The organism is Fluviicola taffensis DSM 16823, from assembly GCF_000194605.1.
Taxonomy (GTDB): Bacteria; Bacteroidota; Bacteroidia; order Flavobacteriales_D; family Crocinitomicaceae; genus Fluviicola; species Fluviicola taffensis.
In genome coordinates this window covers 3,394,067-3,410,211 of record NC_015321.1, presented here as the reverse complement: position 1 = coordinate 3,410,211, position 16,145 = coordinate 3,394,067, and the positions used below count along the sequence as shown (strand labels likewise).

Below are 16,145 nucleotides of genomic sequence, written 5' to 3'. Positions count from 1 at the left end.
TACGAATATGAAAAAACTACTTTATTTCCTATCATTCTCCATGATAGTTTCCTCGGCGTGGTCTCAAACTCCAAGTGGCTGCTTCAGTTCGGGGAACGATATTTCATTTACTAAGAGTAATGGAAACTCTAGAGGAATGACAAAAGGAGATTTTGACAACGATGGTCTTATGGATGTTGTTGTTGCACATAACTCAGGACCAACTAATTACTCCTTCTTAAAAGGATTGGGAAATGGAAAATTTGGAGCTCCCATAAGTGGTAACACTGGTGGAACCCAAACAACTCATATATTAAGCTCTGATTTTAATAATGATGGTAATCTAGATATTGCAATAGCAAGCAATTCAACTAACTATGTATCAGTGCTTTTAGGCAATGGAAATGGAACTTTCGCCACTGCCACCAATTACACAATAACTTTACCAAAATACTTAGCTATTGGAGATATTAATGAGGATGGCGCAAGTGATATTGTTGTTTCATCTGGAAATGCACATGTATCATTATTAGGAAGTGTGGGAGCACCTGGGACATTTAGTTTAGGAACAGTTTTTAATGTTGCAGGTATGGTATCTGATTTAAGGCTTGGTGATATGGATGGAGATAACCATTTAGATGTTGTTACAGCAGGTACTAATGGAATTGGGATATCTCTAAATACTCCCGGAACCTTAGGAACTTTTGCTACAGCAGTTTTGTCTTTAGCTGGATCAGGTCCCTTCTCTTTGACCTTATGTGATGTAGACAATGATGCTGATTTGGATGTAGTAAATACAAATAAATCATCAAACACCATTTCTGTTAAGAAAAACAATGGGGCGGCTGTCCTAGGGGTGGCTACAAATTACTCTACTGGAAATGGCCCTGAAGGAATTGAATACACAGATTTCAATGGAGATGGGAATAAAGATTTTGCAGTTGTCAATAATTTAGGATGTTCAATGTCTATTTTTTATGGAAGTGCAACTGGAATATTAACCTTGAATCAAACAACTCAATGTCCTGGAGGTCCTCGACTTTTGGTTATTGATAATTTCAATTTAGATTCTCATCCAGATATCATCACTTGTCAAATTACAGGTTCATTTGTAAATTCATATTTAGGAAATGGAACGAATAATTACATTTTACCAGATATTCATGCCACAGGTAATACACCAAAAAGTATTTCTTCGAATGATTTTAATGGTGATGGAAAGAAAGATTTAATTGTAGCTAACTCAGCTGATAATAATTTCCAACTTTTTTTAGGTAATGGGACTGGTGGATTTACATCTTCGGGGACTTTTACAACAGGAACTACTCCTTCATCAATCATTTCTGGAGATTTGGATGGCGATGGTGATATGGATGTCATTACTGCCAATTTTGGATCAAATAATATTTCTATTTTCTACGGAAATGGTTCTGGCGCGTTTTCTGCTGCAACAAATCTAAGTGTTCAAACAGGTCCAATTCAAGTTCGAATCGGAACTTTAAATGCAGATGCATTTCCTGATTTAGTAGTAGCAAATCAGACTACAGGATCAATTTCTGTTCTTTTATCAAGTGGTGCAACTAGCTATAATACTGCTGTCAATTATACCACCAATGCATCTGCTGCTGCAATTGCCATTTTTGATAGAGATGCAGATGGGGACAAAGATATAGTAATAGGGCATAATGCTACAAGTTCTGTATTAATGAAATTTACCAATGATGGTACAGGTACATTGACTAACTCTGGAAATATTGGAACTGTAGCAATATCCAATATTACTGCTTTAGAAGCTACGGACTTAGATGGTGATGCTGACTTCGATTTGATTTTTACACATTCAAGTGGAATTACTAAAATATATAACGTAAACGGAACTGGAGCGCTTGGAACACTTGGTGCAACAGTTGGCTCTGGAAGTAACATAGGAAGAGGATTAACCATTCTAGATATTAATAGTGATGGCCGTCAAGATGTTGCAGCTGTATATTCTCCTACTGGTCAATCAGCTCAACTAGTTGTTTCAATAGCTAGTTTAACTGGAACAAATGCAATCTATACGTTAACAAATGGTCCCAGAACCTTTGCTGCAGAGATAGGAGCAGCAGATGTAGCTGCAGGAGATTTTGACGGAGATGGAAGAATTGATCTTGCTGTAGTAAATGAAATAAGTAACTCATTTAATATCCACTTCAACAAAACTCCAAAAATCACTGCTGGTGGCCCATTGACTTTCTGTAATGGAAATTCTGTAACACTTACCTCTACTCCTGCTTTGTGGTATGATTGGGATCCAAATTCAGAAACAACCCAAGCAATCAGTGCAACTGCTACAGGTAATTATTACGTAACGACTTCTTCTTCTTGGAGTGACTGGTGCTCAAGTAATTCAAACAGCATTTCCGTAACGGTATCTCCTGGACCTTCTGCTCCAACAGTTACTCATCCTGGAGGAACAACGATTTGTCAAGGAAACACCGTTACTTTAAGTTCTTCGCAAGCAACAGGAAACCAATGGTACCGAAATGGAACACTTATTTCAGGTGCTACTAACCAAACGTATCTTGCATCCATTTCAGGTTCATACACTGTTACTTATACAACTGCTGGTTGTACTTCGCCGCAGTCGACACCTATTGTTTTAACAGTAAGTCAAACTCCTGTTATCACAGCTATCGGCCCAACAACTTTCTGTGCGGGTGGTTCTGTTATTTTGCATTCGGATATTCCAACAAATCTTTCTTGGTCACCAGGTGGTGCAACCACTCAAGACATTACCGTATCTGCCGGAGGAACTTATTTCGTCACCAATACGGTTGGGGTTTGTCCTCCTTTACAATCAAACTCAATTGTTGTAACTCTTGCTGCAAACTTACCAACGCCAACTATCTCACCTGCCGGACCAATTGTATTATGTCCAGGAGGAACAGTTACTCTTACTTCATCTTCTGCAACAAATAATATTTGGTCGAATGGTCCTTCTACACAGTCCATAGTTGTGAATGCTGCAGGAACTTACTTCGTACATTTAGATAACGGATCTTGTGCTTCTGCAAACTCGGTTGCTGTGACAGTAACCATGGCTACAACTCCAGCTACTCCAACAATTACTGCTGGAAGTGCAACAACATTCTGTGCGGGCGGTTCTGTTAATTTAACTTCAAGTGCGGGAACATCTTACGTTTGGACTCCAACCCTCCCAACAACTCAGACAAACAATATCACAACATCTGGATCTTATTCAGTTCAAGTGACCAATGCAGCAGGATGTTTGAGTGCTCCGAGTGCTCCAACTGTTGTTACGGTAAATGCATTACCAACTACACCAACGATTACTGCTGGAAGTGCAACAACATTCTGTGCGGGCGGTTCTGTCAATTTAACTTCAAGTGCTGGAACAACTTACACTTGGTCTCCAGTTTTACCTACAACACAAACAAATAGCGTTACTGCTTCTGGTTCATATACCGTACAAACAACAAATGCTGCGGGATGTTTGAGTGCTCCGAGTGCTCCAACTGTAGTTACAGTAAATGCACTACCAACTACACCAACGATTACTGCTGGAAGTGCAACAACATTCTGTGCGGGCGGTTCTGTTAATTTAACTTCAAGTGCTGGAACAACTTACACTTGGTCTCCAACTTTACCTGCAACACAAACAAATAGCGTTACTGCTTCTGGTTCTTATACCGTACAAACAACTAATGCTGCGGGATGTTTGAGTGCTGCTAGTGCTCCAGTTGTAGTAACTGTAAATGCATTGCCAACAGCTCCAACCATTACTCCTGGTGGACCAACCACTTTCTGTGCGGGTGGTTCTGTTACTTTAACTTCAAGTCCTGGAACTACTTACGTTTGGACTCCAACTTTACCTACAACACAAACAAATAGCGTTACTGCTTCTGGTTCATATACCGTACAAACAACTAATGCTGCGGGATGTTTGAGTGCTGCTAGTACTCCAGTTGTAGTAACTGTAAATGCATTGCCAACTGCTCCAACCATTACTCCTGGTGGACCAACTACTTTCTGTGCGGGTGGTTCTGTAGTATTAACTTCAAGTGCTGGAACAACTTACACTTGGACTCCAACTTTACCTGCAACACAAACAAATAGCGTTACTGCTTCTGGTTCTTATACCGTACAAACAACTAATGCTGCGGGATGTTTGAGTGCTGCAAGTACTCCAGTTGTAGTAACTGTAAATGCATTGCCAACAGCTCCAACCATTACTCCTGGTGGACCAACTACTTTCTGTGCGGGTGGTTCTGTTACTTTAACTTCAAGTGCGGGAACAACTTATGTTTGGACTCCAACTTTACCTACAACACAAACAAATAGCGTTACTGCTTCTGGTTCTTATACCGTTCAAGTAACCAATGCTGCAGGATGTTTAAGTCCTGCAAGTGCTCCAGTTGTAGTAACTGTAAATGCATTGCCTACTACTCCAACTATTACTCCTGGTGGACCAACTACTTTCTGTACGGGTGGTTCTGTTACTTTAACTTCAAGTGTTGGAACAACTTATGTTTGGACTCCAACTTTACCTGCAACACAAACAAATAGCGTTACTGCTTCTGGTTCATATACCGTACAAACAACAAATGCTGCGGGATGTTTGAGTGCTCCGAGTGCTCCAACTGTTGTTACAGTAAATGCACTACCAACTACACCAACGATTACTGCTGGAAGTGCAACAACATTCTGTGCGGGCGGTTCTGTTAATTTAACTTCAAGTGCTGGAACAACTTATGTTTGGACTCCAACTTTACCTACAACACAAACAAATAGCGTTACTGCTTCTGGTTCTTATACCGTACAAACAACTAATGCTGCGGGATGTTTGAGTGCTGCTAGTGCTCCAGTTGTAGTAACTGTAAATGCATTGCCAATAGCTCCAACCATTACTCCTGGTGGAGCAACTACATTCTGTGCGGGTGGTTCAGTTACTTTAACTTCAAGTGCTGGAACAACTTATGTTTGGACTCCAACTTTACCTACAACACAAACAAATAGCGTTACTGCTTCTGGTTCATATACTGTTCAAGTAACCAATGCTGCAGGATGTTTAAGTCCTGCAAGTACTCCAGTTGTAGTAACTGTGAATGCTGCTCCAGCAACTCCAACTATTACTCCTAGTGGACCAACTACTTTCTGTACGGGTGGTTCTGTTACTTTAACTTCAAGTGCTGGAACAACTTACACTTGGACTCCAACTTTACCTGCAACACAAACAAATAACGTTACTGCTTCTGGTTCTTATACCGTACAAACAACAAATGCTGCGGGATGTTTGAGTGCTGCTAGTGCTCCAGTTGTAGTAACTGTAAATGCATTGCCAACAGCTCCAACCATTACTCCTGGTGGAACAACTACTTTCTGTGCGGGTGGTTCTGTAGTATTAACTTCAAGTCCTGGAACTACTTATAGCTGGTCTCCTTCTGGAGGTCCAACACAAACAAATACTGTAACTACTTCTGGTTCATATACTGTTCAAGTAACCAATGCTGCAGGATGTTTAAGTCCTGCAAGTACTCCAGTTGTAGTAACTGTAAATGCTGCTCCAGCAACTCCAACAATTACAGCAGGTGGACCAATTTCATTCTGTACTGGCGGTTCAGTTACTTTAACTTCAAGTGCGGGAACAACTTATGTTTGGTCTCCAGTTTTACCTACAACACAAACAAATAACATTACGACTTCTGGTTCTTATACCGTTCAAGTAACCAATGCTGCAGGCTGTTTGAGTACTGCAAGTGCTCCAGTTGTAGTAACTGTAAATGCGTTGCCAGCAACCCCAACTATTACTCCTGGTGGACCAACTACTTTCTGTGCGGGTGGTTCTGTCAATTTAACTTCAAGTGCTGGAACAACTTACACTTGGACTCCAACTTTACCTGCAACACAAACAAATAGCGTTACTGCTTCTGGTTCTTATACTGTTCAAGTGACAAATGCTTCAGGATGTTCAAGTCCATTAAGTGCACCAGTTGTAGTAACTGTAAATCCTTTACCAATTGCTCCAACTATTACTTCAGGTGGAGCAACTACATTCTGTGCAGGTGGTTCAGTTACTTTAACTTCAAGTGCGGGAACTTCTTATTTGTGGTCACCAGACGGAGAAACAACTCAATCTATTCTAGCAACAACTTCAGGACCTAAAACGGTTCAAGTTGGTGATGCAAATGGCTGTCTAAGCTTACCAAGTGCAGCTACAACAGTTACAGTAGATGCTTTACCAACTCCTCCAACCATTACAGCTAGTGGATCAACTACTTTCTGCGTGGGTGGATCAGTTACTTTAACAGCATCCCTTGGAACAACTTACTTATGGTCTCCTAATGGAGAAACAACTTCATCTATTTCCGTTTCAAACTCAGGATCTTACTCTGTTCAGGTAACAAATACCGCTGGATGTACTAGCTTATCTAGTGCACCTACAGTTGTTACCGTAAATACAATTCCTCCTACACCAACCATTACTGCGGGTGGATCAACCACTTTCTGTGCAGGAGGATCCGTTACATTAACTTCAAGTACTGGAACAACTTACACTTGGACTCCAACTTTACCTACAACACAAACAAATAGCGTTACTGCTTCTGGTTCTTATACTGTTCAAGTGACCAATGCAGGTGGATGTACAAGCGCACCAAGCGCACCAGTTGTAGTAACTGTAAATGCCTTGCCAGCTACTCCAACAATAACTGCAGGCGGATCAACTACTTTCTGTGATGGTGGATCTGTTGCCTTAACTTCAAGTATTGGCACTTCTTATTTGTGGTCACCAGACGGAGAAACAACTCAATCTATTCTAGCAACAACTTCAGGACCTAAAACGGTTCAAGTTGGTGATGCAAATGGCTGTCTAAGCTTACCGAGTGCAGCTACAACAATTACTGAGAATGCATTGCCTGCTACCCCAACAATTACACCAAGTGGACCAACTACGTTCTGTGCAGGCGGATCTGTAACTTTAACAGCAAGTCCAGGAGTAACTTACTTATGGTCAAATGGACTGTTTTCTCAATCAATTAACGTTACAACTTCTGGAATTTATACAGTAGAAGTCACAAATGCTGCGGGATGCTCAAGTGCAGTAAGCTTAGGTGTAACAATAACTGTCAACCCTTTACCAACTGCGCCTACTATTACAGCTGGAGGGCCAACTACATTCTGTGATGGAGGCTCTGTAACACTTACTTCTAGCTCTGGAAACTCATACGAATGGTCAACTACAGAAACAACTTCATCTATTGTCGTTACTACTTCAGGACCTAAAACGGTTAAAGTAATCGATGCGAATGGATGTATTAGTCCTGCTAGTTCTCCAGTAACAATAACGGTGAATGCTTTACCTGCAACACCAACAATAACTGCTGGTGGACCAATCACTTTCTGTGCGGGAGGTTCGGTGACTTTAACTGCATCACCTGGAACAACTTACTTATGGTCTCCTAATCTAGAAACAACTTCATCCATTTCTGCTACAACTTCAGGTTCTTATTCCGTTCAGGTAACAAACGCAACAGGCTGTACGAGCTTATCTAGTGCGCCGACAATCGTTACTGTAAACGCAATTCCTCCTACTCCAACAATTACTGCGGGTGGACCAACAACATTCTGTTCGGCAGGTGGATCAGTTGTATTAACTTCTTCTGCTTCCAGTGGAAATATTTGGTCAACGACTCAAACATCGCCGGCAATAACGATTACATCAACAGGAGTTTATACCGTAACTCAAACTTTATTGGGATGTACTTCTCCTGCTTCGGCACCAGTTTCTGTGACTGTAAATCCAACTCCTGCTACTCCAACTATTTCAGCGGGTGGACCAACGACTTTCTGCGCGGGTGATTCTGTGATCTTAACTTCCTCTTCTGCTACAAATAATATTTGGTCGAATGGTTTGACTACTCAATCAATTACTGTGCTTGCAAGTGGGTCTTATAATGTTCATGTGGATAACGGGACGTGTTCTACCGTAAATTCAAATACTATTAATGTAACTGTAAACGCAATTCCTCCTACTCCAACAATTACTGCGGGTGGACCAACAACATTCTGTTCGGCAGGTGGATCGGTCGTATTGACTTCTTCTGCTTCCAGTGGAAATATTTGGTCAACGACTCAAACATCGCCAGTAATAACTGTTACTACAACTGGAGTTTATACCGTAACTCAAACTATCTTGGGATGTACTTCTCCTGCTTCGGCATCAGTTTCTGTGACAGTAAATCCAACTCCTGCTACTCCAACTATTTCAGCGGGTGGACCAACGACTTTCTGCGCGGGTGATTCTGTGATCTTAACTTCCTCTTCTGCTACAAATAATATTTGGTCGAATGGTTTGACTACTCAATCAATTACTGTACTTGCAAGTGGGTCTTATAATGTACATGTGAATAACGGAACGTGTTCTACCGTAAATTCAAATACTATTAATGTAACTGTAAATGCAATTCCTCCTACTCCAACAATTACTGCAGGTGGACCAACAACATTCTGTTCGGCAGGTGGATCGGTCGTATTGACTTCTTCTGCTTCCAGTGGAAATATTTGGTCAACGACTCAAACATCGCCAGCAATAACTGTTACTACAACTGGAGTTTATACCGTAACTCAAACTATCTTGGGATGTACTTCTCCTGCTTCGGCATCAGTTTCTGTGACTGTAAATCCAACTCCTGCTACTCCAACTATTTCAGCGGGTGGACCAACGACTTTCTGTGCTGGGGATTCAGTGATCTTAACTTCCTCTTCTGCTACAAATAATATTTGGTCGAATGGTTTGACTACTCAATCAATTACTGTACTTGCAAGTGGGTCTTATAATGTACATGTGAATAACGGAACGTGTTCTACCGTAAATTCAAATACTATTAATGTAACTGTAAATGCAATTCCTCCTACTCCAACAATTACTGCAGGTGGACCAACAACATTCTGTTCGGCAGGTGGATCTGTCGTATTGACTTCTTCTGCTTCCAGTGGAAATATTTGGTCAACGACTCAAACTTCAGCAGCGATAACCGTTACTTCAACGGGTGTTTATACCGTAACTCAAACTATCTTGGGATGTACTTCTCCTGCTTCGGCACCAGTTTCTGTGACGGTAAATCCAACTCCTGTTACTCCAACTATTTCTGCGGGTGGACCAACAACTTTCTGTGCTGGGGATTCAGTGATCTTAACTTCCTCTTCTGCTGTAAACAATCTATGGTCGAATGGTTTAACTACTCAATCAATCACTGTTCTTGCTAGTGGATCTTACTTTGTAAAAGTTGTAGATGGCCCTTGTTCCTCTACTAACTCAAATGTGATTAACGTCACTGTAAACGCAATTCCTCCTACTCCAACAATTACCGCGGGTGGACCAACAACATTTTGTTCGGCAGGGGGATCGGTTGTATTGACTTCTTCTGCTTCCAGTGGAAATATTTGGTCAACGACTCAAACTTCAGCAGCGATAACCGTTACTTCAACGGGTGTTTATACCGTAACTCAAACTATCTTGGGATGTACTTCTCCTGCTTCGACTTCAGTTTCTGTGACTGTAAATCCAACTCCTGCTACTCCATCCATTACAGCAAGTGGAGCAACTACTTTTTGTGCAGGAAACACGATTACTTTAACTTCAACATCAGCAACTGGTAATCTTTGGTCGACAGGTGATATAACTCAATCTATTACAGTATCGGCAAGTGGTACTTACTTTGTGAAAGTAGTAGATGGCCCTTGTTCTTCAGCTAACTCAAATGTGATTAATGTAACTGTAAATCCGATTCCAGCAACACCAACAATTACAGCTGGCGGACCAACTACTTTCTGCGCAGGAAATTCAGTTGTGTTGACTTCTTCTGCTTCAACAGGAAATGAATGGTCTTCAGGACCTTTTACAGCTTCAATTACAGCTACAACTTCTGGTTCTTATACTGTTACACAAACATTATTGGGATGTACATCAGCAGCTTCTGCTCCTGTGAATCTTACAGTTAATCCGATTCCTGCTACACCAGTTGTTACTGCTGGAGGACCAACTACGTTCTGTGTGGGTGGATCTGTAACTTTAACATCTTCAGTGAGCCCACCAAACATTCAATGGTCTACAAGTGAAACTACAGCTTCAATTAATGTTACAGCAAGTGGTTCTTATACTGTTACACAAACGCTTCTTGGCTGTACTTCACCTAGTTCTACTCCAATCAGCGTCGTTGTAAATCCAATTCCAGCAGTTCCAACAATTACTGCTAGCGGACCAACGACTTTCTGTGCGGGCGGATCTGTTACATTAACTTCATCTTCTGCAACGAATAATAATTGGTCAAATAGTTCTACGAATCAATCTATTACTATAACGACATCTGGTACCTATACCGTTCAAGTTATACAAGCAGGTTGTAGTTCTGGGGCATCTGCACCAAAAACGATAACTGTTAACTCATTGCCTCCAGCTCCAACAATTGTAACTGGTACAACGGAATCAATCTGTAATGGTAGCTCTGTAACATTGACATCTTCTTCTACAGGAGGTAACTTGTGGAATACAACTGATAATACACAATCAATTGTAGTCTCTACTGCTGGTAATTACTTCGTGACAGTAACAGATGGAAACGGATGTGTATCTCCTCCATCTCCAACAACAGTTGTAACTGTAAATCCTATTCCTGCAGCACCAGTTATTAGTGCAAACGGACCAACTTCATTCTGTAATGGTGGTTCAGTGATGTTAAGTTCTTCATTTGGAACTGGTAACCTTTGGAATGGAGGATCAACATCACCATCAATAACAGTTAGTACAAACGGAACTTATACAGTTACTCATACGGATGTAAACGGTTGTGTATCTCCACAATCTGCACCAATAAATGTGACAGTTTTTGCAACCCCTGCAGCACCAATTATTACTGCAAGCGGACCAACAACATTCTGTGCAGGTGGATCTGTTACTTTGACATCATCTGCTACTAGTGGAAACTCTTGGTCGAACAGCCTTCAAACCCAAGACATCACGGTAACTACTGGTGGAGTACATTCGGTAATATTCATCGATGGAAATGGATGTGCATCACCATCATCCTTACCAGTTGTTGTGACTGTGTTCTCAAATCCTCCTGCTCCATCAATTACTGCTGGAGGAGCAACTACCATTTGTCAAGGTTCTTTTGTTACCTTAACCTCATCTGCAACAAGTGGAAACGAATGGTCTAATGGCCCTTTGACACAAAACATCAATGCAACTGTTAGTGGAACTTATACAGTGACATTTACAAATGGAAACGGTTGTTCAGCAACAAGTAGCCCAATTACAGTAACGGTGATTCCAGTTTCCCCGATACCAACTATTTCAGCTTCTGGATCAACAACAATCTGTGAAGGATCTAGTGTTACTTTGACATCCTCAGATCCAAACAGTACTTGGAGCACAGGAGCAACTACACAGTCAATCGTCGTATCCACTTCAGGTCCTATTACTGTAACAGGAAATCAAACATCATGTCCTTCTCAGCCATCTGCTGCTGTAGTAGTAAATGTGAATCCTGCACCTGCCGCACCAGTAATTACACCTAGTGGTTCTACCACTATTTGTGAAGGTGAAGAGTTATTCTTGTTTACTTCTGGTTCTGGAACAAATACCTGGAACACAGGTTATGTTGGAGCTGTTTTAGGAATTACAACATCTGGAAATTACTGGGTAAGTGTTTCAAATGTTTACGGATGTACTTCCTCCTCAACAGTAGTTCCAGTAGTTGTGAATACTTTACCTACTGTTACTGTTGATCCATTTGGAGCAATGTGTACAACTGCAGCCCCATTCACCATGTCTAATGGTTCTCCAGCTGGAGGTAATTATGTTGGAAATGGAATTGTAAATAACATCTTCACTCCTTCTTCAGCATTATTAGGACCATCCATTGTTACTTATACATACATGGATTTAAACGGATGTGCAAATGACGCTCAAACAACCATCGAAGTAAATGATTGTGCTGGAATTAATGAAAATGAAATTAGTTACTTCTCATTATTCCCGAATCCAAACATTGGTATGTTCCAAGTAACTTCGACAGGCACACCGATTGAGAAAATCATCATTTACGATGCTCAAGGTAAAATGATCTTTAATGAATCTTACTCAGGTATCTTTAACTTGAATTTCAATTTAACGGATTATTCAAATGGAGTTTACTACATAGAAATTAATGGAGAAAATGAAATCCATGATCGAATGCCTTTGGTTATAAACCATTAAAAACAAAAGCCCGACACAATTTTCGTCGGGCTTTTTTGTTAACAACTATTTCTGTTACTTATTCAATTCGTTACAATTATTTAGATATTTGAATTCTATATTGCAACGAATGAATTATTTATACGCCCTTTTACTCTCAATCATTGGTTTTACTAGCTTAAGTCAAGGAACCAACTCCCTTACATCAGAAGATCGCGCTTATCTTTTTCACATTGTCAAAAAAAGTCCCATTCTAGACAATAGCATTGGCCGTTATTTTGAATACTCGGGTCCAGAAGTTCGATTGATGAATAAGGAACTAAACTACGATTCGATTGAAAATTATATTATCAATCATCCCAACTCGTTGTTCATTCGTGCAGAAGAAATTGAAAAATCGCCCAAGGGAATCATCGCTGAAGCTGCAAACAAAATGGCGCTGTGGGAGCTCAACAAAATGTTAATGGCTTCTCGTCAATCGGAGAATGAATTAGAAAGATATTTGATTCAATACAATCAATTTGAAACACTCTTAAAATCAAAACTTCCTCCTGCTGCACTGATATCAAATAATGGTTCCCAAGAAATTCAAAAGAAGATTTATGCCGTTTTGAATCCGAGTTTGAGTTTTGATGACAAAGCATCCATGTTGGCAACATTCAACTTTTTAAATGCCAATGATCAATTGGTGACTATCGAAGCAATGAATCAAACCATTAACACCTTTATTGAACTTCGTTCTTTCGAAATTTTTAAACAACTAGGTGGAAGTTCCAATGAATATAAAAATGTACTCATTGCTGCTGGAGATGGTTCGGAAACTTCTGGATTGTTGAATGAACGTGAAAAAGACGAAAATGGCCGGTGGAATAAAGGATTGCCAAAAGCAATCGGACTCTTTCCTTATCAAGTCAAATTGATTGATGCCTCTAAGCGCAATAAAACAAATGTTGAACCCATTCGAATGCCCACCCTCGATTTTGAAACAGTTGGAGAAAACAGGTTGACTCAACTTCACTTTGATGTTTGGGGATACAATTCAAAAAAACAAACAACTGTTGTCATTGAACGAAACGGAAAATCGTATCACCTATTTGGTTCTAGCGATACACGCTTTTTATCTCCCGATTCAACGTACAATGATGGAAAAACATTTCAAAGTGTTATCAATGAACTAGAAAAGGATAAAGTAGCTAAACTTTGGGATAAAATCTACGGAAAGAAAGGTTATGATTATGACATAGAAACTGCTAAAAGAAAGAAAGACGAGACGGAAGACAAAATCAATAGAAATGAAAAGAGTTACTCAGACATGACGAAACGTCCAATTTCAACAAGTAACAAAGTCCCAAACTCTGTAAAAAAAGCAAAGCGAAAAGCTCTTAAAAAAACTACAGGAGGTGAATTTACAGCACAACCAAAAACCAAATCAGATAAAAAAACACGTCGAAAAGATCAATCTGAAATTGTTTACTTGTATGGCGAATATGACCGCTATAAAAAAATGATTGAGGAATTGGAAATTGAAAAGAAAGTTGCGATTGATTTATTAGCGATTTATCAAAGAAGATTGGACGTTTACAAAATGGCAATGGGATTAAACTGGGTTGAATTCACTGAAAAGGATGGATTTTACACCTTTGCAGATTCTTCTACTTTTGATTTATACACCCAAGAATTTACTTTTCAAGCAGATACCTTGAAAACACCGTTCGAAGTTCGCTTAATCGCAATTCCAAGCGGGCCTTTATCCGATAATGCCGATGAAGTTATGCTTCATGTGAACTTAATTGATTCTAAACCTGGATTTGATGCGCGTGTTCAGCTCAATTTGGTCGATCAATTTGAATCCAATAAATGGGAATTGAATACACCTCTTCTTCAGCAAAAGGATAGTGTTTCAGTACGCCAATTTTTTGAAGCTTTGTTAGATAAAAAACTCAATTTTGACGTTATTTCACGCGGGCAAGGAGTTGGAAAGTGGAATGGTTCCAATGTGGTGCGAAATTCCGACAGAACAGAATGGAATGCCTATTTAGGAGGAACAGATGAAGAGCGTTTAAAATCTAAAATGGATTCAGCCTATTTGCGTTTGCGTTCCACACAAGTCAATATTTTTCTAAACCGAGGGATCCTTCTGGAAGTGAATACTTTTACAGATCCAGTGAAAACAAATCTAAAAGCACCAAATGAAACCATCCAAACGGAATTAAACAAGTATCGCCTAACTGGAAATGACTATTTATCAGCCCTTAGAACTGCTACAGTGATTCAGAAGCTAAAAAGTGAACTCAATGTACTTGCCGGAACTTATTTGAGCCGAGAAGATGCTAAAATCGTCATTGATCGCTTGAACAAACAGTTGGATGTAACAAAAGTAAGCTGCGGACCTACTTCTTTCAAATGGCAAGAGTTGTTGAATAGTAAGTAATTATCAATGATGAATTATCAAGTAGAAAAATCTTGATAATTCAAGAATTCATAATTGATAATTACTTCTCAACCAGTTCTTCCATCAAATTAACGGTGTACAATTGTTCACTTGCTCTTGTTATTGCAGTATAAAGCCATCTTAAGAACGAAAAATCCAATTGTTCTGGCTCTAAATAACCATGATCTACAAACACCACAGACCATTGTCCTCCTTGTGATTTATGACACGTAACTGCGTAGGCAAATTTGATTTGAAGTGCATTAAAATAAGGTGATTTCATAATTTCCTGATAGCGCTTTTGCTTGTTCCGTTCGTGCATAAAATCTTGTTCGATTTCAAAAAACAAGTTCTTTAAAAAACCACGATCTAAGTTTGGTTGTTCAATCGTCAAGGTTTCCATAAAGGCAATTGCCTCAAAGCGATCTAAATCTGGATAATCGATCAAGGAAACCTCTAAATGCGCAAATCGAACACCGTAAAGCTCTTCAATCTTTCGAATGCGGTGTACTTTCAACAACTCGCCATTGGCAATGAATCCCGCAGAACTTAGTGGATCTAACCAATAGTAATTATTCTTCACAACCATGAGCAAATCACCTCCACACAACTCCTCCTCCATCATCAAAATCCGATTGCGAATGTTTTGATTGTACAGATTTGCGCGCTTATTCGATCGGGTAACAATCATCACCTCATCTGCCCCATAATTGCTATATGCTGATTCAATTTTTTCAATTAACTCATCTCCTGGAACTGCTTTCACATCTTGAAATGAATGGATATCCAATTGAGGAACCGATTCTAGAACCTGAGCTTGTCGAACACGGGTAGCATTTTCTAAAATCCCCGAATCTACACGCTGTCTCACAACAGAGGTCAACCCAAAAACCGTAAAATGAACCAAGGGAAAGTGCTGATCCAAATAAGCAGTGCTTAATGCAGGACTTTCATCCGCTCCGACTGGTGGAAGCTGACCTTCATCACCCAGTAGAATTAATTTGCAATTCTCTCCATTTAACGCATACTCAAATACGTCTTCCAACAAATTACGAGAAACACTTCCATCATTTTGCAATGAATAATCGCCAATCATAGATGCTTCATCAATAATAAAAATGGCATTTTTCGATTTATTCGGAGCCAATTGTAATTTCACCGATCCATCGGGTCCAGTTCCTGTAAAGTAAATACGCTTATGTATCGTTGTAGCAAGCATTTTAGATCGCAAAGAAAGCACTTTAGCTGCTCTTCCTGTTGGAGCCATTAAAACCGTTTTTCGCTTAATCACATTCAATGCTTGAATATAAGCCCCAAGAATGGTCGTTTTCCCAGTACCTGCATAACCCTTCAAAATAAAACAAGCTGGATTTTCGGATTCAAATGTAAAACTAGCCAAATGACGTATCAAAAGTTCCTGCTCTTCATTGGGTTGATGACCAAAAAAAGATAAAATTAACTGATAACATTCCTGTTGAAGAGCTGCTTGATTCATTC

The 16,145-nt window shown here is 39.9% G+C and carries 3 protein-coding genes; 2 read left to right on the top strand and 1 reads right to left on the bottom strand.

The genetic code is table 11. The features are described from left to right. Nucleotides 1-7 precede the first annotated feature (7 nt). Together FLUTA_RS14755 and FLUTA_RS14750 are read left to right on the top strand one after the other, a co-directional pair. A complete protein-coding gene (locus FLUTA_RS14755; protein WP_083800567.1) occupies nucleotides 8-12,238 on the top strand; it encodes an FG-GAP-like repeat-containing protein in 12,231 nt (4,076 codons plus the stop codon). Between the two features lie 109 nt (nucleotides 12,239-12,347). Continuing rightward, nucleotides 12,348-14,648, top strand: coding sequence for a hypothetical protein (locus tag FLUTA_RS14750; protein ID WP_013687692.1), 2,301 nt, complete (start codon nucleotides 12,348-12,350; stop codon nucleotides 14,646-14,648). A gap of 61 nt (nucleotides 14,649-14,709) precedes the next feature. Here the strand turns inward: FLUTA_RS14750 and FLUTA_RS14745 are convergent, their stop codons facing one another. Then, a complete protein-coding gene (locus FLUTA_RS14745; RefSeq protein ID WP_043023851.1) occupies nucleotides 14,710-16,143 on the bottom strand; it encodes an ATP-dependent DNA helicase in 1,434 nt (477 codons plus the stop codon). Nucleotides 16,144-16,145: the final 2 nt, after the last annotated feature.